At 30.3% G+C, this 25357-nt stretch carries 20 protein-coding genes and 1 tRNA gene; 5 read left to right on the forward strand and 16 right to left on the reverse strand.

Going from position 1 to position 25357, the window contains the following annotated elements; translation table 11 throughout:
- Positions 1-632: 632 nt before the first annotated feature.
- The 5 genes from L1S47_RS04230 to L1S47_RS04250 form a co-directional block, all read right to left on the reverse strand.
- Positions 633-980 (reverse strand): hypothetical protein, encoded by a 348-nt coding sequence (locus L1S47_RS04230; RefSeq protein ID WP_238882250.1) that lies wholly within the window; start codon positions 978-980, stop codon positions 633-635.
- 609 nt (positions 981-1589) lie between these two features.
- The gene (locus L1S47_RS04235) at positions 1590-2150 is read right to left on the reverse strand and encodes a hypothetical protein (RefSeq protein WP_238882251.1); all 561 of its coding nucleotides are present in this window, start codon (positions 2148-2150) and stop codon (positions 1590-1592) included.
- Positions 2151-2306: 156 nt separating this feature from the next.
- On the reverse strand, positions 2307-2729 hold the full coding sequence (locus L1S47_RS04240) for a hypothetical protein (protein ID WP_238882252.1): 423 nt from the start codon (positions 2727-2729) through the stop codon (positions 2307-2309).
- 175 nt (positions 2730-2904) lie between these two features.
- Positions 2905-3906: a GGGtGRT protein gene (locus L1S47_RS04245; RefSeq protein WP_238882253.1), complete on the reverse strand. Its 1002-nt coding sequence runs from the start codon at positions 3904-3906 to the stop codon at positions 2905-2907.
- Between the two features lie 27 nt (positions 3907-3933).
- The gene (locus L1S47_RS04250; RefSeq protein ID WP_238882254.1) at positions 3934-4626 is read right to left on the reverse strand and encodes an iron-sulfur cluster assembly scaffold protein; all 693 of its coding nucleotides are present in this window, start codon (positions 4624-4626) and stop codon (positions 3934-3936) included.
- A gap of 319 nt (positions 4627-4945) precedes the next feature.
- On the opposite strand from L1S47_RS04250, the gene L1S47_RS04255 reads away from it, so the two are divergent.
- Both L1S47_RS04255 and L1S47_RS04260 read left to right on the forward strand, forming a co-directional pair.
- On the forward strand, positions 4946-5434 hold the full coding sequence (locus L1S47_RS04255; protein ID WP_238882255.1) for an HD domain-containing protein: 489 nt from the start codon (positions 4946-4948) through the stop codon (positions 5432-5434).
- 16 nt (positions 5435-5450) lie between these two features.
- Positions 5451-5834, forward strand: coding sequence for a hypothetical protein (locus tag L1S47_RS04260; protein WP_238882256.1), 384 nt, complete (start codon positions 5451-5453; stop codon positions 5832-5834).
- A 47-nt stretch (positions 5835-5881) separates the two neighbouring features.
- On the opposite strand, the gene L1S47_RS04265 is transcribed toward L1S47_RS04260, so the two are convergent.
- The 6 genes from L1S47_RS04265 to L1S47_RS04290 form a co-directional block, all read right to left on the reverse strand.
- Positions 5882-9280 carry a bifunctional UDP-sugar hydrolase/5'-nucleotidase gene (locus tag L1S47_RS04265; RefSeq protein WP_373689032.1) on the reverse strand — a complete coding sequence of 1133 codons (3399 nt, stop codon included), beginning with the start codon at positions 9278-9280 and terminating at the stop codon, positions 5882-5884.
- Positions 9281-9455: 175 nt separating this feature from the next.
- Positions 9456-11891, reverse strand: a complete 2436-nt coding sequence (locus L1S47_RS04270) for an HD domain-containing phosphohydrolase (protein WP_238882258.1) — start codon at positions 11889-11891, stop codon at positions 9456-9458.
- 29 nt (positions 11892-11920) lie between these two features.
- Entirely contained in the window at positions 11921-13615 is a 1695-nt protein-coding gene (locus L1S47_RS04275; protein ID WP_238882259.1) for a methyl-accepting chemotaxis protein, read from the reverse strand.
- A gap of 330 nt (positions 13616-13945) precedes the next feature.
- Positions 13946-14722: a 2,3-diphosphoglycerate-dependent phosphoglycerate mutase gene (gene gpmA / locus L1S47_RS04280; RefSeq protein ID WP_238882260.1), complete on the reverse strand. Its 777-nt coding sequence runs from the start codon at positions 14720-14722 to the stop codon at positions 13946-13948.
- Positions 14723-14968: 246 nt separating this feature from the next.
- Positions 14969-17374, reverse strand: coding sequence for a glycyl radical protein (locus tag L1S47_RS04285; protein ID WP_238882261.1), 2406 nt, complete (start codon positions 17372-17374; stop codon positions 14969-14971).
- A gap of 4 nt (positions 17375-17378) precedes the next feature.
- On the reverse strand, positions 17379-18278 hold the full coding sequence (locus L1S47_RS04290; protein ID WP_238882262.1) for a glycyl-radical enzyme activating protein: 900 nt from the start codon (positions 18276-18278) through the stop codon (positions 17379-17381).
- A gap of 195 nt (positions 18279-18473) precedes the next feature.
- On the opposite strand from L1S47_RS04290, the gene L1S47_RS04295 reads away from it, so the two are divergent.
- A complete protein-coding gene (locus L1S47_RS04295; RefSeq protein ID WP_238882263.1) occupies positions 18474-19235 on the forward strand; it encodes a DeoR/GlpR family DNA-binding transcription regulator in 762 nt (253 codons plus the stop codon).
- A gap of 119 nt (positions 19236-19354) precedes the next feature.
- Here L1S47_RS04295 and cutA read toward each other — a convergent pair whose 3' ends face one another.
- From cutA to L1S47_RS04320, 5 genes are all read right to left on the reverse strand, one after another.
- Entirely contained in the window at positions 19355-19687 is a 333-nt protein-coding gene (gene cutA / locus L1S47_RS04300; RefSeq protein WP_238882264.1) for a divalent cation tolerance protein CutA, read from the reverse strand.
- Between the two features lie 166 nt (positions 19688-19853).
- Positions 19854-19938, reverse strand: a tRNA-Leu gene (locus tag L1S47_RS04305).
- Positions 19939-20053: 115 nt separating this feature from the next.
- Complete coding sequence (locus L1S47_RS04310) at positions 20054-22156, reverse strand: SPFH domain-containing protein (RefSeq protein ID WP_238882265.1); 2103 nt, start codon at positions 22154-22156, stop codon at positions 20054-20056.
- Positions 22157-22220: 64 nt separating this feature from the next.
- Positions 22221-23225, reverse strand: a complete 1005-nt coding sequence (locus L1S47_RS04315) for a pyruvate kinase (protein WP_238882266.1) — start codon at positions 23223-23225, stop codon at positions 22221-22223.
- A 96-nt stretch (positions 23226-23321) separates the two neighbouring features.
- Positions 23322-23783 carry a hypothetical protein gene (locus L1S47_RS04320; RefSeq protein ID WP_238882267.1) on the reverse strand — a complete coding sequence of 154 codons (462 nt, stop codon included), beginning with the start codon at positions 23781-23783 and terminating at the stop codon, positions 23322-23324.
- A 168-nt stretch (positions 23784-23951) separates the two neighbouring features.
- On the opposite strand from L1S47_RS04320, the gene L1S47_RS04325 reads away from it, so the two are divergent.
- Both L1S47_RS04325 and L1S47_RS04330 read left to right on the forward strand, forming a co-directional pair.
- On the forward strand, positions 23952-24422 hold the full coding sequence (locus tag L1S47_RS04325; RefSeq protein ID WP_238882268.1) for a DUF4883 family protein: 471 nt from the start codon (positions 23952-23954) through the stop codon (positions 24420-24422).
- A 119-nt stretch (positions 24423-24541) separates the two neighbouring features.
- Positions 24542-25351 (forward strand): GNAT family N-acetyltransferase, encoded by an 810-nt coding sequence (locus tag L1S47_RS04330; RefSeq protein WP_373689033.1) that lies wholly within the window; start codon positions 24542-24544, stop codon positions 25349-25351.
- Positions 25352-25357: the final 6 nt, after the last annotated feature.

The raw sequence follows: 25357 nt of genomic DNA on the forward strand, positions 1-25357 counted from the left end.
AATACAGAAATCATCTTCTTAAGTCTGCTATATAGTCTTTTTTTAAACTGTCCTTTACAACGGGTACATTTTATTTACACTAATAAAACGTGTCTTGTATTTTAATTCAATTAATTCAAATTAAATTATTTTGCTAGAGCTTCCTCGATAGCAACTGTAAGTGCTTTAAATAAGCCGATTAACATAGCATTTGTGTATTATATGTGTATTACTATTAGATTCCTATAACTTTTTATAAGCTTTATCGTAAAATCTATAATGATACTAATTTTTTAAATCATCTACTCCAATATTTAAATTAAATTATTATCTAAAATGAAGAAGTACCTAGATTAATCTAAGTGCTTTTTTATTTTACTTCCATAACCCTAATTAATTTTTTATTGTTTCACTTTTCTAATAAAACTTCATTCATTTTACCTAATATCAGAAATATAGTAGTTCCTTAGACTATAAATAACAAAGCTGTTTTCATATTTAATTTCATGAAACATTTCGTTCATTTAATTTATTATGACTATGAACTACTGACTGTAGTTAGAAATAATGAAGAATCTAATATTACTAATTCATCCATGATTATAATGTTTTTTGATTTATAAATTTCTCCTTACTGTAACTTAATCAATTTATTAAAAAGTTTTTTTATTTTTTACTATTGTCGGTAATATTTTTGCAAGTATAGCAATTATTAAAAGACTTAATCCTAATCCAATACCCGCTAGATATAAATTATCTAAATACATTCCAATTGTGAGTAATATAAACGATACTACAATAGACATCAGTGCTATTGCACTTACGTAATGTTTCCCTGAAATAAGAACTATGACTATAAACATTAGTATCGTAATTATTATAGTCATAGCTATAACTTTTGCATTGTCATTAAAATATGAACTTAAAACTCTATTAATTGCCATACCTAAAAAAACACTACATATTCCTGAAATTTCTAAGCTTTTAGTTTTTTTATTCATTATTACTTCCCCCTATAGTATGAGCCCATTATTCTCTATCCTAAATAATCAATCTTGATTCCAGCTCCTACGCCTACAAAAACTTAACACTAATACTTCCTATAATTCTTTATTGTAAAGAATTAAATTTATAATTCCTAGCTTATATATTTCGCCATCTCCTTATACTTTTCCTTTCGTATACACAAAAAAGACACGTCCTACTAGCTTTACACTAATAAAACGTGTCTTGTATTTTTAACTTAATTTATACTAATTAAATTATTTGTTCAGACTTTCTTCAATAGCAACTGTGAGTGCTTAAAATAAGCCGATTAACATAGCATTTGTGTATTATATGTGTATTACTTATAGATTCCTAAAGCTTTTTATATGCTCTATATAGCAAAATTTAAAATAACTCTTTTAGAACTTGAAGCGCTTTATTATAAGTGCTTCATGTTCTCTTTTTTAGTTTCAAATAAGCTATTATAAATATACTCATATATATTCGATGTTATAAATATCAACAATTTACCATATATTTTTTTATTTAGCTTCATTTTAAGTTATCCATGATTCTAATTATTTCAATTCAAAATCATACTTATTATTGAACAATCAGGAAGTTTAATAATATCTTCCCTTACTTGTATATGGATAATAAGCATAAGTGTCTTGAAAAAGACAATTATATGCACTAACAGGTGCTTCTCTCAATTCAAGAGATTTGCCCGGTATCTCTGTCATTAATACCTCATCATCAAGTAAAATTAGTTTTGACCTATCCAATATATCCCTTATCTCTTGGTCAAATTTTGTATGTTCTTTACAATAAGGTATATCTCTGCACTCATTCTCTATTTCTCCTTCCAAGAAATAATATTTTGAATATTTTAATATGCAATAAGGAAACAATGCCGAAATTTCTATTAAAGCCTCATATACCACTCCATTCTTTATAATATACTCATCGAATTCTTTACTACCTATTCCAGCATTAGCATCTGATAGATGAATACATACAGTAAAACATTTATTATAGTTAAAGTCTGTAAGATTATCGATATATTTATCCGGAAAATTCTCTTGAAATCTTCTCTTCCAAATATCCCTATCAACATAAGTTGATAATGGATAACTCATTTCCCCTCTGTCATAAATAGCTTCAACATCATTAATAATATTCATTTTTACCTCCATTTAAAAGTTTTATAACCACATTCCATTTCAATATAACTGCTAGAGTTTAAAGTAAGAATATTAATACAACATTTGTGTATTATATAAGTATTATTACTAGATTCCTAAAACTTTTATTAGCTCTTTTTAATAAAATCTAATTAATCACTTTACTATTGCTACTATTGTACAGAAAATTGCTAATAATATAAAATATACCAAAGCATATCTCCCTTTTCTAAGTCTATCTATTTCCCCTCGTCTTTTCCAAGATACCATAGTAATAGCTGCTAAAACTGGAAACATCCATCCTATAACTAGTAATGTAGGCTTCATCAATGAATCATCAAATTTATATGCGGAACGATATAAAAATGGAAAAAATATCATAGCTACAATAAAAAATATTACAGTTTTCACTATTTCTTCCCAATAATATTTCTTATATATCTGATAAATAATCTTAACCCCAAAGCATATGCCTAAAAATAATGGAAGGTAAACTTGAATTTTCACTGGTAATTCTCTGTAGCATGCAAAAACTAAAATAAGTATAATTATATTAATATATTCTAAAAACTTTTTCATTTTATCATCTTCCTATTCCAAAGTTATCTTCAAAAACCCATTTAATATTCCCCAGCTTATATATTTCGCCACCACCATATATTTTCCCTTTTGAACACACAAAAAAGACACGTCCTACTAGCTTTTCACTAATAAAACGTGCCTTGTATCTTTAATTTAATTACTACTAATTAAATTATTTGTTCAGACTTTCTTCGATAGCAACTGCTACTGCAACTGTAGCTCCAACCATTGGGTTGTTACCCATTCCGATAAGACCCATCATTTCAACGTGAGCTGGAACTGATGAAGATCCTGCGAATTGAGCATCAGAGTGCATTCTTCCCATAGTATCAGTCATACCATAAGAAGCTGGACCTGCTGCCATGTTATCTGGGTGAAGAGTTCTTCCAGTACCACCACCTGATGCAACTGAGAAGTATTTCTTTCCTTGATCAACCATTTCTTTTTTGTATGTTCCAGCAACTGGATGTTGGAATCTTGTTGGGTTTGTTGAGTTACCAGTTATAGAAACGTCAACTCCCTCATTGTGCATTATAGCAACACCTTCTCTAACATCATCAGCACCAAAGCATCTAACCTTAGCTCTTGGGCCATTTGAGTAAGCTATTTCTTTAACTATAGCTAATTCTCCAGTGTAGTAATCAAACTTAGTTTGAACATAAGTAAATCCATTAATTCTTGAGATTATTTGAGCAGCATCTTTTCCAAGACCGTTTAATATAACTCTTAATGGTTCTTTTCTTACTTTGTTAGCTTTTTCAGCTATTTTGATAGCACCTTCAGCTGCTGCGAATGATTCGTGTCCAGCTAAGAATGCGAAACATTTAGTTTCTTCACTTAAAAGCATAGCTCCTAAGTTTCCGTGTCCTAAACCAACTTTTCTATCATCTGCAACTGATCCTGGGATACAGAATGCTTGTAATCCTTCTCCTATAGCAGTAGAAGCATCAGCAGCTTTTTTAGCTCCCTTTTTAACAGCAATAGCAGCTCCTAAAACATAAGCCCAGCCAGCATTTTCAAATGCGATTGGTTGAGTTTCTTTTGCTATTGTATATGGATCAAATCCAAGATCTTGACAAATCTTTCTTGCTTCTTCCATAGATGCAATTCCGTACTTTTCTAGTACTGGAGTTATCTGTCCTATTCTTCTTTCATAACTTTCAAATAATGCCATGTTAATTATCCTCCTTCAACCACTTAATTATGCATGTCTTGGGTCTATTACTTTAGCAGCATCATCAAATCTACCATATTGACCTGTTGCTTGTTCTAAAGCTGTTTGCGCATCTACTCCCTTAGCCACAGATTCCATCATTTTTCCTAAGTTAACGAACTTATATCCAATGATTTGATTATCAGTATCTAATGCAACGTTAGTTACGTATCCTTCAGCCATTTCTAAGTATCTTGGTCCTTTAGCTAAAGTACCGTACATAGTACCAACTTGGCTTCTTAATCCTTTTCCTAAGTCTTCAAGACCTGCTCCTATAGGAAGTCCGCCTTCTGAGAAAGCACTTTGTGATCTTCCGTATACGATTTGAAGGAATAATTCTCTCATAGCTGTATTAATAGCATCACAAACTAAGTCTGTGTTTAATGCTTCTAATATAGTTTTTCCTGGTAATATTTCAGATGCCATAGCAGCTGAGTGAGTCATTCCAGAACAACCTATAGTTTCAACTAAAGCTTCTTGAATAATTCCATCTTTAACATTTAACGTTAATTTACAAGCTCCTTGTTGTGGTGCACACCAGCCTACTCCGTGAGTTAATGCTGATATGTCTGTAACTTCTTTAGCTTGTACCCATTTTCCCTCTACAGGAATTGGTGCTGCGCCATGATTTGGGCCTTTGGCAACTACGCACATTTCTTCAACTTCTTTTGAATACATCATTTTGTTACTCCTCCCTAACAATTAGAATTTATAGCCTAAAAATAAAGGTTAGTCGAAAGGGCTATTTTTTCAAACGGGCACTTTATTGTCCCGCTGGGTTATTTATTACCTATGTATATTCTAACAAATGAACATGCCTCAAACAATATAAATTTTTCAAAATTTAAAAATTCCTCCTCCAATGCTACAATTATTGATAATTTTTCATTTATATCCTCAATTATCTTATATATTTTAATGGCAATCTTTTCTATATGTTGAACAAGTTATAAAATAAGTGATAAAATACATTTATATAAATTAACTAAGAGGTGTTTTTATGGAGCATATTCCAAGTTTAGTATTACAAAAAATGATTTTCTATTTTGAAAAAGACATTAGAAGAATAAATCATGCCCTTAAAGTTTATAGTTTTGGTAAAAACATTGGGGAATTAGAAGGACTTAAAGATAATGAACTTTTAATACTTGAAATATCATCTATTCTTCATGATATAGGCATTAAGGAAAGCGAAAGAAAATATAATAGTTCTGCTGGCAATTATCAAGAAATAGAGGGGCCTCCAGTAGCTAGAGAGTTGCTTAAAGATTTAAATCTAGATGAAGATATACTAGATAGAGTTTGTTATTTAATCGGAAACCATCATAGTTATAGTAAAATTAACGGCTTAGATTTACAAATCTTAATTGAAGCTGATTTTTTAGTAAATGCTTATGAAGATAACATGAATAGACGAGCTATCGAAACTTTTAAGGATAAATATTTAAAAACAACCACAGGAAAAAAATATTTAGATTCAATATATTAGTTTGGAGATGTTAATAATGAATAAATGTATTTGGTGTGGTAAAAATGGTGATGGCTATAAAGAACTTACTTTAAAGAGTAAAAATTTAGGGGAAAATAAAATGCTTGTATGCAGTGATGAATGTGAGAAAAAAACCACTTCTTATTACCAAAAAGTATCAAGGAATTTAAAGTTTTTTGTTACAGGCATATTGCTTTCTGTATTTATAGGTATTCCGCTTACTTTCATGCCTCAAATAGGCTTATCAATAATGTGTGGAGGCATTGCAATTACAATTATTTTATTTCCTTTTACTACTCCTCAAACAAATGCATTTATGGGAATAAAAAAATCTACAATATTAACTAGAATCATAGGTCTTATAATGCTTGCCTTAGTTTTATTTTTTAATATTAGATAAATATGGGGACGGTTCTTCACTTTAAAGATGAAGAACCGTCCCTTTAATTAACTTATTTTCTTCTTTTTACGTTGTACTCCGTACCCTATTGCAGCTAATATCAAGCCAAAAGCTAAAAGTCTTTCTGCACTAACTACACTTCCTGTCTTAGGAAGATCTGAGTTTTCACTAGGTGTTTGAGGATTAACTACATCTCCAACTATGCTAACAGGCTTTGTACTTGCCTTCCAATTGTTTGAACAGTCTGGAGATATGGTCTTATGCTTTTGAATATAGCTCATCATCAAGCTTCTTACTTGTCCATCGTCACCTAATGCCTTTGAGGAATCATAGGTTACTATACTTGGATCAGTACTGCTTAATCCAACAGCTTTCATAAAGCCTCCACCGCCATTGTATCTATAATTATTTATGGCAACTGTATATATAGTATCTTCTTTAACAGATACTCCATTAATCTTTAAGTTCTTAATTCTATTTCCTGAAACTACTTTACCTGTAACTTTGTCAATTGTACACGCTGGTTCAGTTAAATCTATATCATAAGTTGCACCATATAATTGGTCTAAATTATAGTCTGCAATGTTTAAAACTGTGTCTTTTGTAATAGGATCATTTTCATTTGATACTTGTTTGTAGTATCTTACTGAATATTCCATCCAATCCTTAAGCTGCTTTCCATTCATCTTTACTCCATATAGGAAATTCTCAAATACATACACTGACATTACATCTTTTATAGTAACATTTCCTTTTGGTATAAATGCTGACGCACTTAATGGAGCTGCTATTGATAATTGAGTTCCTGCTGCTTCTTTTTGTACTTTATTTATTAATTCCATTATTGCAGTTGGCTTTTCCAATTGTCCTTCCCCTTTAAATTCCCCTGTTGATGTTCCAAGAACAGTTTCAATATACTTTAAAGTTGTATCTTGGTATGGCTTTGCTAAATCCTTAATGGTTTGATCTTCTTCTATAGCGTTATCCATTGGAACATTTTTAGTATTTATTCCATTAATACTACCGTTTCTTGCCACATTTATATCTATTTGTGAAACATTATTTGCCCATTTTCCAGGTTCAACTACTGGTATAACTTTGCCTTCTGGATTCTTTAAACTAATATCATTTAATGTTGAATGTGCATGTCCTGCTACTATTGCGTCTATTCCAGTAACTCCTGTAGCTAAAGCTTTTATTTCATTTTCTGGAATAACATCTGAGGCACTTTCTTCTCCGCTATGAGCAGCAACTATAACAATATCTGCTCCTTTTGCCCTTACCTCTGGCACCCATTTTTTTGCTTCATCTACTAAATCGTTAAATTTTAGTCCTTTATAATGTGCTGCATCTTCCCAGTTTGGTATGCACTTAGTAGTTAATCCTAATATACCTACCTTAATTTCCTTGCCATTTACATTAAAACTCTTTATATAATATGGATCTACAAAGTTACTTCCATCATCTTTATAGGTATTAGCTGATAAAACGTGAATGTTTTGGTTTCTTGCATCTCCAATTATTCTATTCAATGTATCTAATCCATAATTAAACTCATGATTTCCAAGTGTCCACGTATCATATCCCATAGCCCCCATAACCTTAGTCATAGGATACTCTGTTTTAGTATCAAGCATATCATAATAATATGATAGTGGAGTTCCTTGTATTGTATCTCCATTATCTATAAGCATAACATTTGAATTTGAAGCTCTAAGTCCTTTTACATAAGTAGATACCTTTGCTAACCCTTGTGACTTTGAAGGAGCACTGCCTGTTGCATAATCATAATTGTAGATATTACCGTGTACATCTGATGTTGCTACAACTGAAATTGTTTTTTCTCCAGAAACATTTATTATTCTATTTTCAGAAGAAGTAGTTATACTTGGATCATTAGCCTTATGCTGTTTTAACCAATTTATTAATGCCTCTCTAACAAGAATGTGTGAATCATTTGCTGGATTTGTTCCTCCTAAGTTTTTAAAGTTTGTAAATCCATCTCCGCCAGTAGCTAAGAAATCTGGAACAGCAACTGTAAGCGCTTCGCTATCTGATATTGGTGAACCATCTTCTCTTGTTATATTAACTACTCTTTCTCCGCTTGCACTAGAAGAATTATAAGAGAACTTTATTCCAGATACTTGTATTCCTTTTCCTCCATCTTGTACAGCCTGTTCTAATACTGATTTAAGTCCAGCTTTATTCATAGTTAATTTATATACTGTGTTATCAAAAGGCATAAACTGCCACATAGTACCAACTGTTATATTTCCAGTAGGAATATCTATTCTTAAGCCCCCATTATTTTGAAATCCTACATCCGCTGATACAGCACTTCTAGTTACATCAGATGCCCATTTTCCTAATAATGATGAACCAAATGGCTCATTGCTCTGAGTTCTTGTTAATGTACTTCCGCTATTTTTACCTATAACCTCAGATGATATTGGTGCAACTTTTGAATTTGCTTCATCTACAATTGCCTTAATACTTTGATCTATTATTGGATTACTTGTTTTATAACCACTATCGTTATCTAAAGCTGTATAGTCTGAGGAACTTGGTGTATTAAACACAACTTTTCCTTCTGATGTTACTTTAAATTTTGCATCAATAAATCCTTTACCACTTGAGTTTGCAATATATATTGGAATCTTCGTAACTGAAGCAGTTGCATATACTTTTGAATGAGAGTGTCCTCCAAAAACTGCATCTACATTCGATAAGCTATTTGCTATATCAAATATTGGACCAGTAGCATTATCTAAATTATCTCCTTCGTGAATTAAAGCTACTGTTACATCTGCTAGCTTATTGTCTTTTATTTCTTTTGCTATTGTATTTATTTCATTTGAAACATCTGTAAACTTGTAATTATCTGCATATGCAGGAAGTACAATAGTCGGTGTTGTATCAGTTATTGCTCCAACAACTGCAATCTTTACACCATCCTTTTCTATAATTTTGTATGGCTCAAAAGCTCTCTTTCCTGTTGTCTTATCATAAACATTTGAGCAAACTATTGAGTAACCTGCCCCTTTCATGGTTACATTCTTAAGTGTATCTATTCCCCAATCAAACTCGTGATTACCTAAAGCAGTTACATCCATTCCCAATTTAGTGAATACCTGCTCAACTGGCACTCCTTTAAGCATATTTGATATTGCAGATCCCTGATATAGATCTCCTCCCCCTAATAGAAGAGTTCTTCCTGGATTTGAATTTTGAACTTTCTCTATTCTATCCCCCAGTACTGCTGCAACTTGATTGTTGCTTGAATCTAAAAGTGTACCATGAAAGTCAGTAACTTCAATTATGTCAAAATTTTTCTCAGCTGTAGCTGCTTTAGCTATGCTTACGAAGCCGTTTGAGAATAATGAAAATGCCACAAACATTGCTACAAATAAAGCTGTTAACTTCTTTTTTCTTTGAATACTTTTCAACATTACCCATCCCCTTACATAAATTAATAAGAAAACTTTACCATATTTTCCCATATAATTATATTATATAAAAGTAAAATTTATGTAAAAGTTCACGATAACAATATTTTATATCAAAAATTTAAGGATTATCCCAAAGTAAATATAAATTCACTTTAAGATAATCCTTTATAAACTAGTGTATATTCTTTTCATTTATTAAATCAATAAACTCTTGTACTATATATGGATCAAATTGTGTTCCCGAACATCTTCTTAATTCCTCAATAGCAAATTCAACACTTAGTGCTTCCTTGTAAACTCTCTGATGCGTCATTACATCAAAGGAATCTACAATGTTTATTATTCTTGCTAAAAGAGGTATTTCTTCTCCCTTTAGTCCTATAGGATAGCCTGTACCATCATATTTTTCATGGTGATATAGTATTTCATCTGCAATATGTGCAAATACAGGTGTTGATTTGGCAATTCTATAGCCTATTTCTGTATGTGTCTTCATTACATCAAATTCTTCTTTTGTTAAAGATGAAGGCTTCATTAAAATCTGCTCAGGGATTCCTATCTTTCCGATATCATGTAATAGAGCTAGTAATCCTAATTCATCCAATTTATCTTCACTTAAGCCTAATCTCTTTCCTAGCTTTAAACTTAATATTTTAATTCTCATGGTATGCTGCTCTGTTTCACTATGTTTTTCATGTAATGTCCTTAATAATGAACTTATAGTAGAATTTCTCGAACTCTTATCTTCCATAAGCTTGTTACGATACATTCTTTTTTCAGCTAAACACATTACTGCTTCTGTATTAGGATATTCTGCACTTTTTTCAGCATATCCTAGTGCTATACTAATATTAAATTTATTTCCTTTTTCTTTCATGCATGCAATTTTAATATTATCAATTAATTTTGAAACATAACTTCTATTTTTGTCTACTATGACTATAATAAACTCATCTCCACCCCATCTTGAGATAATATCATTAGCACTACAGGCCTCCTTTAGTATTCTGCTTGCAGTATAAATCAATTTATCTCCCTCTGTATGTCCAAAAGAATCATTTACTAGCTTTAGTCCATTTAAATCTCCCATTATAATGAAATATTTAGATTCTTTATTACCATTTAATTCACTAAAGACATTTTCCATATAAGCTCTATTTTTAATTCCAGTAAGCTTATCTGAATAACTTAAATATAATATTTCTTCTTCATATTTCTTTCTGTCTGTTATATTAGATAAGGTGCTCACTATCCTTATTGGTTTTCCATTTGAATCTTTCTCTGAAACCTTACCCCTTTGTGATACCCAAATTATCTCACCAGACTCTTTGATAATTTTAAATTCCTCTGTGAAACTATCTTCTTCTCCTTTAATTACTTTGTAGAACTTTTCCTTTAATCTATCAAAGCATTCAGGGTGAATTTTAGAAATATAACTTTTAAATAATTCAATACCATTTTCGCCCTCGTATCCTATTTCCGCTTTCCATTCTGGGCTAATATAAACTTCTCTACTTTTTACATAGAAATCTAAATAACCATCATTTGTAGCTTCCATTATTATTCTAAATCTATCATCGCTTTCTTTAATATCCTTATAAGCACTATTTAGTTCCATTAACATTCTGTTAGTAGAGTCAGCTAGCTGATTAAGCTCATCCTCCCCACTAAGTTGAATTTTGAGGCTGGTATCTTTTGTTTTTGCCACATACTCTATAAAATCAGTTAATTTAGATAGTCTTTTAAATATTTGCTTGTCGATAACTATATAGTCAATAACAAATACTAATAAAATCTGTAGAATAATTCCTATTACAAAGATACTAAAATAGTATTCTTGATAATTAGTTTGCTCTGTTTCTATATAAAACATAATAGACTTTTCACCAAATACATCATTTTCAATTTTGTACGACTCAAAACTCAATTTACCTTTTTTATACTTAACTTCATTATTTAAACTTTTGAAATCCTTATAATAATTATCATTTGCCTCACTTACATTATTAAATTCCAAGGATGTCTTTGCAGTTTTTTGTATGTACGTTAATAATTTGTTATCAATTTCTCGAACAAATATCAAAGATCCATTAGTATCTGCAGCATTATCCGATTTTGTAACCTTTGACTTTACAACTAAAAAAGCTTTATTTTTTATTAAAAGTAATGGGCTTTTATTACTTCCAATATCCTTTATTTGTTTATTTTTAAGTAAAATCTCATTACTTAATTCCTTTGATATTGCTTTATCAATTCCAGTTTCTTTACTATATACCAAGTTACCTTTATTATCTAAGAAAATCATCATTTTCAAATTAAGTGTAACTAGCGTGCTAAAGTCTAAGTTAGATTTTATATACTCGTCATTTTTATCATTAATAAATCCATAGGTATCATCCCAAAAAGCCCAATCCAAAAGAGAACTTTTCAAATTTTCTTCTTCATTGCTTAAAATATAGTCTAATGTTTGGAAACTTTCCTCTATTTCACTTTTTTTATGTTTCTCTATGAACCCATAATATGACAGGTAAAATACTGCATATGTTACCAGAAACATGAAGATAAAACTTAAAATAACTACCGAAAAAGTTTTTTGTTTAACCTTCATTCCACCACTCCCTATAAAGGACTTTACTTCTAAATTTTAAATCCATTTACTTCTTTTAATAATCTATCGGAACTATCTTTTGTGTAATTTGTTTGCAATACAAGACTATTTGCACTTTGTACTATTTCCATTGTTTTTTCTGCTATATGAGTAGAACCCTGCGCACCATCATTTGCTGCACTTGATATCTCATTTATAGCTTGTACAATATTTTTAATTGAATTTGTTAATTCTTCAGCTGTATTAGAAAATTCTCCAACTAAGTTTTCGATGAAAACCGCATCATCACTATACTGTTCTCCTGTTTCAACAAGTGTTTCATAATCCCTTAGAACACTATTATCCATAAATGTAAGCATATTACTTGAATCTGAAGCTAAGTTTTCAACTGAGTCAATTACTTGTTTTGTTACCTCTTGTATTTTAGCTGCTGCTTCCTTTGAACTTTCTGCTAATTGTCTTACTTGCTCTGCTACAACCGAGAATCCTCTTCCAGCTTCACCAGCTCTTGCAGCTTCAATAGCAGCATTTAAGGCTAATAGATTAGTTTGAGAGGCAATATTGAATATAGCATCTGAAAGCAAATTAATTTGTTCAATGGATTTGGATTTTTCAATAGAAACCTTCATACTTTCTTGAGTCTTGTCATATACTTCTTTTGCAGCTTTTTGTGAAGAAATAGCCTTCACCTTAAGTTCCTCTGCTCTCATTTTAATTTTAATTGCCGCTTCTTTTCCATCTTTGGATTTTTCCAGCGTATCTTCTGCTGATATTTTTATCTTAGATGCTGTTTCGTTCATTTCAAATGCTGATGCTGCTGTTTCCTCAAGCCCAGCAGATAATTCTTCTGTTGTAGCTGAAATACTTTCTACATCACTATGTAACCTTTCAAGCTGAACTTTAGTATTATTTATATTTTCTTCAATAACACCAGTTTCTTTTTGAACATTTTCAATAATCTCTTTTATTCCAAATTGCATTCCTTGAACTGTCTTTCCAATAAATCCAATTTCATCTTTTCTACTAATAGCTTTTTCATTCATTGTAATACTAAAATCTCCTGATTCAAAACTCTTAATATCCTTTTGTACAACTTCTAAATCTTTTGTAATATATTTAGCAATACTTATGGTAATTAAATTACCAATTAATATCATACCCAAGCTTAATAATAAAATATATATAGCCAATTCTTTTAACTCATTCATTGTTTTTTCATTTGATATCCCAACGAACCACATTCCAATTACTTTACCATCTTTATCTTTTATAGGAGTATAATAAGCATCAATAGGAGTTTCCCCTACATTAACTTTACCTTGATATGTATTTCCTCCATTTAAAACTTCTTCCACTACCTTATCACTTGCCTTAGTTCCAATACTTCTCTTTCCACTACTATCTGTGATATTGGTTGTAACTCTAGTATCCTTCATAAAAACAGTTGCATACATTCCTGACTTATTTTTGATGTCATCCACAACTGAAAAGTCTTCATTAATTACAGTATCTCCCTTATATAGCTTATCACCTTTAATACTCCAGTCTCCAGGATATTTATTACTTAGAGATATTAATCCCATACTTGAAGTCGAATTTAATTCCTCTACCATTTTAGTATTTAAAATATTAGTCACCTTAAAATATATTACAGTTCCTAATGAGCTTGAAAATACTAAAAGTACCAAAGAAATAATTAAAGATATTTTCCATTTAAGTTTCATAACACTATCCCCCTTGATTTACATCTATTCCAAACTACTACTCGTTCGCTAGCATAATTTAGTCTTAATGTTTTTTTTTCCAATTATGTAATTTATATTATTATTATCGTATGTTTATATGCTTTTCTTTATTGTTTCTTCTTCATTTTTCTTCTTTTTTCGTCATAATTCTTCTTAGCTATATTTTCCCATAAAAAAGACAGGGATTCCCATATAAAGAGAAATCTCTGTTATAATTAAATAAAGTTAATAAATACAAGCAGCTATTAATAGGATTCCTTTTCCATATATTCCTATTTTTTTAACTACTTATCTTCATGCATTGTAAAATTATACTCTTATAGAACTAGCTACCTCTTCTTTTGCTGCTTTTCCTTGTTTTTGAACTGCTTCTTCTGCCTTTTTAATTTCCTCAGGATCTCCTAGGTAATAATGTCTTATTGGTTTTAATTCATCATCAAGTTCATAAACCAATGGAGTTCCAGTTGGAATATTTAAATTAGTAACCTCTTCATTTGATAAGTTGTCCAAATATTTAACTAATGCCCTAAGACTATTTCCATGGGCTGCTATTATTATATTTTTGCCACTTTTAACTTCTGGTGCTATAACTTCATTCCAATAGGGTATAACCCTTTTAATAGTATCATTTAAGTTTTCTGTAAGTGGTAGTTCTTCTTCTTTTAACTCACTATATTTTCTTTCATTTCCAGGGTATCTCTCATCACTTTTTGATAAGGCAGGTGGATATACTTCTGAGTCTCTTCTCCACTTATGAACCTGTTCATCTCCATATTTCAATGCAGTTTCTGCCTTGTTAAGTCCTTGAAGTGCCCCATAGTGTCTCTCATTAAGTCTCCAAGATCTTTCTACAGGAATCCATAATAAATCTAATTCATCTAATACATACCATAAAGTTTTAATTGACCTTTTAAGCACTGAAGAAAATCCCTTATCAAAACTATAACCCTCTTTTCTAAGTATTTCTCCTGCTCTTTTAGCTTCTTCAATACCTTTCTCGGAAAGCTCTACATCTGACCAGCCTGTAAATCTATTTTCTTTATTCCATACACTTTCTCCATGTCTTAATAAAACAACTTTTTTCATAATATTCCCTCCTATCCTCCACAATATATATTTAATACTTATTAATACTTATTAATAATTATTACTATATAATAATTATACACCTGATTTATTTATATTTAACCCCCTACATTATCCAAAAACACCTAAATAACATAATTTAAACCATTACTTATCCATTTTATTACGTTTTTCTAATTTTATTGCCCCTTTATACAAAATATAAAAGCCACTAAAGAATCGTTACTCTAGTGGCTTCTAATACTTTTAAAATCTTTGTTCTGTTCTACTTATAATATCTTCTTGCGTAGTAGAATCTAGTGTTACAAATTGCGCACAATATCCTGCAACTCTAACTATTATATCTCTATATTCTTCTGGGTTTCTCTGTGCATTTCTTAAGGTTTCTGTAGACATAATATTAAATTGAATGTGCCAACCCTTAACTGCAATAAAACTCTTAATAAACATTACAAACTTCTCAAATCCAATATCATTATTAACTAGATTTGGAGTAAATCTAACATTTAATAATTGACCACCTGTCATAAGAATATTTGGAAGTTTTGATACTGTTTTTAAAACTGATGTTGGTCCCTTAGTATCTGTTCCTTGTACAGGCGAACATCCTTCTGCTGCCGGTGTCCATGCTTTTCTTCCATCAGGAGTTGCTCCTGTTACACACCCCATTGGTACATTTGAAGATATTCCTGATGTAGATAAACCATAATTTCCACCTATTGGACCTTTGCCATACCTTGTATTATTATATTTTGAAATCTCTTTTATATAGGTTTCATATACGTCCACAGCTATGCTATCAACATACTCATTATCATTTCCGTATTTAGGAGCTCCCTCTAATACTTTTCTTATTCTTTCCCCGTTAATTCCTTCAAAATTGCTATCTAAAGCATCTTTTATTTCCTCTAGGGTAAATACCTTATCCTCATATACAAATTTCTTAAGAGCCGCAAAACTATTAGCTGCATTTGCTAATCCAACTTGAAGCCCTGAAATTATATCATATACAGCTCCCCCTTCTTTTATTGTTTTACATCTTTCAATGCAATTATCAATTAGTGAAGAGCAGAATATATCAGGATAATCTAATAGATTTACATCTGCAACTTTATCTGAGACTACTGATAGTTTTGTATAATATTCTATATTCTTCTCCCATGCTTCCCATAGGTCTTTATATTCTTTAAAATCCTTTAATGAACCATTTCCTGCATTAAGAATATATCCTGTTCTTTTATCAAATCCATCATTTAGTGTTAGTTCAAAAGCTTTAATAAAATTAAGGAATGTCATTCCTGTACATCTATAACCCCATTTTCCTGGAACTGCTACCTCAACACAACCTACCATAGTATAATTGTAGGCATCTTTGTAATAAACCCCTTTGTTTAGAAGAGCAGGTATGATTATGTCATCATTATGAAGTGCAGGCATTCCAAAACCTGTAGATATAACTTCAGCACATTCTCTTAAAAACCTTTCTGATGTATTCGCATGCACCCTTGCTGAAAGGTTTGGTTGAGTTAGTTTTGCTTCCCCAACACTTTCTAAAATCAAAAAGCTCAATTCATTTACTGCATCAGTGAAGTCAGAATTAGTTCCTCCTATAGTAACATTTTGATAAGTCGGATATCCTGCTCCATAACCAGAGTGAGAAGTTGACCTTATCTTAAGAATTGAATATAGCTTAATCCATAAGCATTGTAATAGTTCTTTAGCATATTCTCTATCAATTATTCCTTCTTTAATATCCTTCATATAGTATGAGTTTAGATATTGATCTACTCTTCCAAGTGACGCAGAGTGTCCATTGCTTTCTATTTGTATAACTAAATGAATAAACCAAATCATTTGAAGTGCTTCTTCAAAACTTTCCGGAGCATCTCCTGGTACCTTCTTACATATTTCTGATATTTTAATTAATTCTTTTTTTCTTTTTTCATCTGTTTCTTTTTCACTTAAATCATATGCTAGCCTTGAATATCTTTCTCCAAATTCTATAATACTTTTATTAATTATAATTATAGATTCTAGAAAAGCTATTTCCCTTAGAGCATCATCATCACTTATATCTATTTTTTCAAATCTTTCTTCTGCTTCTTTTATAATACCTTTTAATCCTATTCTTAAAGCTTTTTCAAAATCAGGTACTATATGCCCATCACCAGAAGTCATATTACCTTCTCCATGTATAACTTTAATTTCAGAAGCTTTCTTAACCTCCTCAGGAATTACTGCCATGCACTTGTCTTTTAAGGTCTTTCCTTTCCAATAACCTATGATTTCTCTTAGTTCTTCTATATGTTCCTCTGGAAGATAAAAGTTATCTCCATCTCTCTTATTGAAATTTCCTTTATCATTAAGTTCAGTCTCCATCCAATCTACTGCATACTCTGGAAAAATTGGTGCTGTTCTTTCCTCTGAGGCTTGATTACCTACTATAAGTTCCCCGTCTTTAATATAAATGCTCATATTCCTTAAGATTTTTTCTACTGCTTTAGCCCTTTTAATGTATATTGGCTGAGCTTCATTTTCTTTATAAGCATCGGTAATATATCTTGCACGTTCGATGCACACCATTGGAGTTTGGGATAAAACAGATTCCCTTAACTTTTTAATTCTTTCACTTTTAATTTGAAAACTTTTCATTTTTCTATCCCCCTATAATACATTTTATATTTTCTTCTTCAACCATTGCCTTTAAAGTTTCTATATATCCTAAGTCTCTTTTATCTAAATCTTTTAGCTTATATTCCTTTTGCAATCTCTTATATTTGTCCATTCCTAATGTGTGATAAGGAAGAATATGAATTTCATTAATATTATTTTCCTTAGCTATTTTAATAGTTTTACTTATATTTTCTTTATCATCATTCAATCCTGGGATTAATGGAATTCTTATAATGATTTGTTTATTTAATCTTGAAAGTTCTTTAAGATTATTTAGTATAACTTCATTAGGTACTCCTGTTAACTCTTTATGACTTTGTGAGTTAGTATGCTTTATATCAAACAAAAAAGTATCTGTAACTTTGCTTAGATCTTTTAACTTTTCAATTTCTCCGTATCCAGAAGTCTCAACAGCCGTACTTATATAATTTTCTTTGCACATAGTAAGCAATTCTATAACAAAATCAGCATTCATCAGTACTTCTCCACCAGATACAGTTACTCCCCCTAGAGATTGTCTATAAAAAATTTCGTCTTTGTAAACCTCTTCAAAAACCTCCTGAGCTGTCATGTTTTCTGCTACAAATTTCAAGGATGAGGTCGGACAAGATTTAATGCATTCCCCACAAGTTGTACACTTTTTATGATCTATTTTTAACTTCCCATCTACTAGGCTTAATGCTTCATCTTCACAGCTTAATATGCATCTTCCACATGAAATGCAATCAACATCAGAATAATACAATTGATTCTTACCACTTTGAGTTTCAGGATTGCTGCACCAAAGACACCTTAATGGACAACCCTTTAAAAAGACAACTGTTCTAATTCCTGGACCATCGTGAATGGCATAATGTTCAATGTCACAAATTAATGCTTCCATTCTCTCGCACCCTTTCATAAATTATCATTTATTATCATTCATTATTACTTAATATCATTTTACTCTTTAAATATTATCAAGTCAATATATTGTTTATAGACTTTATTTATAATAATCTTTATTTTTTATTATTTTTAATATACAATAAATGTATTATCAAAATTTATCATTTATTATCACTCAAGGAGGCATTAAATGTTTGCAGAAGAGAGATTAAACGCAATTCTTAGTATATTAGAGGAACAAGGAAAGGTGTATGTTAAAGATTTAAGTGTAAGATTTAACATGTCTGAACCTATGATAAGAAAGGATCTTCAGAGACTTGAGAAAGAAGGAAAATTAAAAAGAACCTATGGCGGAGCCATATTAGAAAGAAAAAAAGCTGAAAGCACTAGTATCGAAACTAGGCTTGTTAGAAATACAGATAAAAAGCATATTATAGCTAAAAAAGCTCTTAATGAAATTAATGATTTGGATATGATTTTTCTAGATATATCAAGCATTAATTATTTGATGGCAAAATTAATTGCAGAAGAAAATAAAAGAATTACTGTAGTAACAAACATGGTAGAGATTTCGACTCTTTTTAATGAAAATACAAACACTGAATTAATTTGCATAGGGGGAAGATATAACAAACATCTTGGTGGAGTTGTTGGTTCTGCTGCCTCATTAGATATTTCAAGATATAGAGTAGATAAAGCTTTTATTGGTAGCTGTGGAGTTAATGTACTTGATAATAGCATAAGTAACTTTGATTTGGAGGAAGGGAACACTAAAAAAGCTATAATTAAAGCTTCAAAAGAAACCTTTATAGTAATGGAAAATACTAAGTTTATTTTTGACGGTTCCTATAAATTTGCTATTTTAGATGATATAAATAATATCATTACAGATGAGCTCCCTGATATGAAAATTTTAGATGTATTAATGTCTAAAGATATTAGAGTAATTTAAACTTTATTCTAAATAAATGACTATATTTTAATATAGTGTTGAAAAATAGCCTTAAAATTTCAGATGAAATTTTAAGGCTATAATGATTAATATAAGAAATCTTCGAAGTATTTAACTTTCTATTCAAACAATTCATTTACTATTGGAATAATATTTATTAATGGTTCTTCATAAGGATGAATTTCTCTGATAACCTTAATTGCATTCTTAACATATTCTATTTTACATCTTATCTCTATCTTACATTCCGTTCCTTCGCATACCTTACCTACCTCACCATTAAAGGGATTTGAACCTTCTAAAGGTCTCCAATAACCTCTAACATTTGTTATTGAAATAACATTATCATAATCTCCAATCTTACATGCATTAACTTTATTAAGTTCATCTCGTAATTTTATTGTATATTCTTCTGGAACGTATATTTCGATTTTTACTTCTTTAAATTCCACACTACATCCCCCCCCTAGAAGTTTCTATTATACTTACCATATTTGTTTCTACTTAAAATATTATCACTGACTGGAAACTTAGTCCATATTACATCAACATAGCTATTTAGCCGTAGTAAAAATGGATATAAAAAAAGAGAAGTGAATTACATTCACTTCTCTTTATTGGTGCTGATGGAGGGACTCGAACCCTCACGATTTGTGGTCGGTGGATTTTGAGTCCACTGCGTCTGCCATTCCGCCACATCAGCAAGGCACTTAAATATATTATCACATCTTTTATATTAATGCAATATGTACTTATGATTTCATGTTAAAATATAGAAAGAGGATATCTTAAAGTTATTTTAAGACATCCTCATCTTATTATTCTTTAATATCTTTAGTTGTTATAGTTTGCTCACTTTCTTCTCTAACTTCTTTACTTTCCTTTTTGTCTTTGTCCTTTGAGTTTATAGTTTCAATAATGGATTTCTTAATTTCTTCCACTACAATATTGTGGTTTTCATTAGGTTTATATTCAACACCAATTTCTTTGCTTAGTAGTACAGTTAGCAAGCTTTGAACTGCATCTACATGTCCATTTTCCGCACTATTTCCCATAGTAATAACATTCTTAGGAACAATATCAATTCCTGCTGTAGCTATTGCTTTTGTGAATTTATCCATAACATCTTGAGTAACTTGATATTGTGGTCCACCGTATGCTCTAACTTGTTCTTCAATAGCTATAGCTTTACCTATACCTACCCTAGCTTCAAGTTCAGCTTGCGCTTCAGCTTCAAATTTAGTTTTATTAGCATTTGCCATAGCTATAGTTTCTATTTTCTTAGCTTCTTGAATAGATCTCTCAAGTTCAGCTTTACCTTGGTTAGCTTGGATTTCAATATTAATTAAAGATTCTGTTTTCATGGTTTGTTGTTTAGCTACAGCTTCAGCTTCCCTTAAGGTTTTTTCCATATCTGCTGCATCTTTCTGACTCTTATAGGTTTCTATTTTTTCTCTTGCTATTTGTCTATCCCTAAGCTGAGTGAGCATATCTTCTATACGAGGATCCTTTTCTCCTGAAGGAGTCCCTACTAATACCTCTTCAAGTTCAAGATTATATTTCTCGAATTTTTCTTTCATAGCCTCAGTTGCAAGTAACTGTATCTCTGTTCTATTTTGAACTAGCTCAATTAAGGTCTTAGTCTGTCCAATATTCTTAAAATAAGTTCCTATTAGTGGATCTAAAGTCTGCTCAACAAGCATCTTAATATCACCAAATCTTTGAATTACTAGTGGAGCTTTCTTATAGTCTATATGAACTACAACAGATAGCGGTAATAATGGTTCAAAGGCATCCTTAGTTATTAAGCTTACTTCCTTTAAATTACTATCATATTGTAATTTACCATTCTCTTTACTATTCCATTTTAAAATAAAGTTTGTAGTTGGAACTGGAAATACCTTGATTGCATATGGATTCAAAGCATATTTACCTGCCATTAATGGTTCTTTCCATACACCTCTTTCACTGCTTGCAACCAGTTCTCCATGAGTGTAGGTTACATCAGACTGGTCTTTTCCTTTTGCACCTGTAAAAGAGTTAACTACTCCAACATATCCTACATCAATTATTGTCTTTTTAACCAATTCTACTGATGCAAAAAGTCTATTTATATAATACTTACCATCTGTAATTACTTGTAATTGTCTACCTCTATATCCTCCAGCTGCTAAGAACTTTTCAATATCCTGAAAATTATTATGATAGATTTCTTTTATATTCTTATCATTTCCTACAACTGGGGCTATTATATCTCCTTCTGGTAACGATGGACCGTCTTTTGTAGTAACAACTCCTACTAGATCACTTTCACCTTCAATAACTATTGGTCTAAATCCATTAGCATATGGATTAGGATTACTCTTATTCCATATATCATTTGCCATTCCCATAACTGATGCTTTATCATCATTTCCAATAGGTAAATAATATATCTGATTTTCAGTAATAATTATAAATTGTGCTGTATTAAAAGCATAAGTACCTTCTCTTAGTATTCCTCTTTGAGGCCCTTTTTGCCCGCCATTTTCTAAGAATGCTCTAACACTTTGAAAATTATTACATGAATCTATTATTTTTCCTAGTGATTGAGATGGCTTTAATGCTTCTCCATCACGAGCAAATACATATCCAATTTGTCCTTGAGGAATAGTAATAAGCTTTTGTCTATGAATTTTGTATTTAAATACTGATCTAAGATGAATTCCCGGCTTTAACAAATCTGGTTGATATCCAGCTTCTCCATTAAGAGAAATAACCGAATTATTATCCTTCTGTCCCTTTTTTCTACCAAGCCAAATTTCTACTATACCTACTTCATCACTTTTGATTATTGTAAGCCCTAATACTCTAAATATTAAAAACCACAATAAAAAAATACCTACAAGACATCCAACTACCCAAAAAATTATGTCTGTCATTTATTCTACCCCCTTAGTTAATATACTTATTATATCATCATTGTATAAATTTTCTATTTACAAATTATGAATATTTATCAATTAACTTATTTACTATATTTACCGCCTTTGATGGATCTTCAGTTATTGTTGTTTCTTTTGCTAACAAAAATCCTGTAGCTCCATTTTTAATAAACCAATAAATATCATCCACTTCTGCAGGAGATATTTCTTTCCCTTTAACTAAAGAATCTAATAGATGAGTAGCTACTATTAATTCTCTTGATTTACATCTTTTAAATATCATTCTTTGTATAATTGGAATATTGTTTATTCCAACCTCCGGCACCAGGTCTCCTCTTGCGATAATAATACCGTCACATTCTTCTGATATACTTTTTATATTTTCAACTCCCTTAAATGTTTCAATCTTAGCATATATTTTAGGAAAGGCTTTTCCCATTTCTTTTGATTTATTAAAAATATAATTTTTATAATTTAGAAGTCCTTCTTTACTTTCTATATAAGATAGTGCAATTATATTAAGCTCCTCTCTTATACAAAAATCTATATCTCTTTTATCTTTAGTACTTATACTTTTTTCCTCTCTTATATACCCTTTAATATTACAGCTTTTTTCAGCCCTAACAATTCCTCCTCTTTTAACCTTTCCAATTAGGAACTCTTTATTTTTATTTACTATTTGAAGATTTATTGCACCATCTTGAAAGGTTATTTCCCTAGAAGTGATCTTCTTAAAATTATCTATGCTCAAATTAAGAGGAATTAATTTTTCCTCTAATGATATTAATTCCTTATATTTTTCATAGGAACATATTTTAATTAGTTCCTTATGCAAAAGTCTAATTGGCCTTTGCATTTCACTCCATACCCTTATCTTACTTCCTTGTATATCACCTAAAATATTAACATCCATCTCCTCTTCTCTTATTTTCTTCACCATTTTTCTAAAAAAATCCTCACTAAAGTGGGAGAAATTTAACCTGATTATATTTCCACCCGAATTTCTTAATTTATTTAATGTTGTTTTTTCTAATGTATTTGGTGCTACTGTACAAATTATATCCATAATTACCCCTTAAAAATTCCTTCTTTTTAATCCTATAATCTTAAACTAGTTTTTATTCATTAAATTATATTTAAAGGGAGAGACTATCAAGTACTACTACCTCATAATTCCCTCCCAATCCTTGCTTATATCAAGCAATGCTTTACTGAAATAAGGTTCAATCTCCCATAAAGAAATTCCCCTCTTTGTCATTACTTCAACGCACACAACACTATTTTCAATATTTGATACAATATAATAACTCATATCTTTTTTATAATCTAAAACCTTGAAGTTCATTTTTTCTTTTTCAGAAGTAAATTTTTCATAAAACCTTTTTGAAAGAATACTCCCATCTCCAAATATTCTTAATTCCTCTTCATCTCCTTCTACGAGATTTAAATATAGATAGATATCAACCTTCGATTGATTAGCTAAGACTACCTTTTTAAGCAACATATCACCAAACCCTGAGTATTCAATATCATTCATAATTATGACAACATGGTCTTCTTCCCTTAATTTTTTGGCAATTTTATTTCTTAAATAGCGATTTTCAATATCTATTCCATATTTCATATGCTTCCTCCTTAAGAGAATTTAAAATTATATAGAAAAGTGTAAACAGCAATGAATGTTTCAAAAGCTATTTACACTTTTTATTATTGTATGTTATTAGCTTTAAAAGGTTCTAAGGTGTATAACCATTTAATAAATTATAATGAAGCAAAAAAAGGAGTGATTTTCATGAAAAAAGTTCTGGCAGCATTTTTAGCCTGCTCATTAATTTTCTTATTAAGTGGTTGTTCTCTTAAAGATCCTAAATACATAAATCTTGAGTCCAAGCCATCAGAACAATATTATACTCAAGAGTTGAAGGACAAATTAAGTGATAGTGATGATTTTAAAGTATCGATACTTGATACTAATTTTTATAAAGAGAAACAAATTCCTAAGGAAGAAAATAAATCATTTATAGACTTTATTAACTCAATACATCCTGAATACTACAAAGAAGCTTCAGTTGATAAAACCAAAAGATGTTTATATAAAGTGTATGTAACAATAAAAAATAGTAAATATCTTTTAAAAGTCTATGAAAATGAGATTATAACCATTGCACCTTGGGATGGAGTTTTTGATGAAGATGTTTTAAGTGAATTAAGCATTCCACCTGGACAAAAACTTATCTCTATATGTAAGCACTATATAAAATAAGGCTAGAATACTCAAATAGTTGTCAGAATGTGTTATTATATAAATAAGTTATTTGGAAGGTAGGGATTTTTCTGTTTATAAAAACTTTAAATACACTAGATGAAAATGTAATTAAATCTATTAGAGAATTAGAACAGGTCTGCAAAACATATGATAAATTAAGTGGAGAGATGTTTCTTGATAATTCTCTAAACTTTAGTAAGGATGTAAATAATATTTTTTTAGCTTACGAAAATAATCAATTAGTAAGCTTAATCAACATTTTTGTTCCTACAAGGCATGAAGCTGAACTTTCAGCCTACACCCATCCTGATTATAGAAACAGGGGATATTTTAGAGAATTACTAACCTCTGTAACTAGTGAACTTAAGAAATATAAAGTAAAAAGAATACTTTTTACTTGCGAGGCACAATGCTTAGTTGCAAAGGATCTTATTAAAAAGCTAGGGGCCAAATATGCCTTTACTGAGTATTCACTATCATATGATTTTAACCATACAGAAAACAAAATTTTAAGTTCAATGAAATTATCTTCCCCTACAATTGATGATATTCCAATACTAATCTCTTTAGGAGAAGATATATTTGATGAAAATTATGAAGAATCAAAAAGTATTGCAACAAAAGTATTTAATGCTGAGGATAGAGAGCAGTTTTTGGCAGAAGTAGATGGAAAATATATAGGTATGTGCTCAGTAAGATTTGAGAATAATGAAGCAATGATAAATGGTCTTGGAATATCTCCTATATATCAAGGTGAAGGATATGGCAAAGATTTAGTTTATTCCATCTTAAATGAATTAATTAAAAGAAACATCGAAAAAATTGCCATAGAAGTCGACAGTGACAATGATAAAGCATTTAATCTTTATCAAAAATGTGGCTTTAAAATTGAAACAGCTTTTGAATATTATAAGAAAAACCTTTAGAATAAA

The organism is Clostridium sp. YIM B02551 (assembly GCF_022324735.1).
Taxonomy (GTDB): Bacteria; Bacillota; Clostridia; order Clostridiales; family Clostridiaceae; genus Clostridium_T; species Clostridium_T paridis.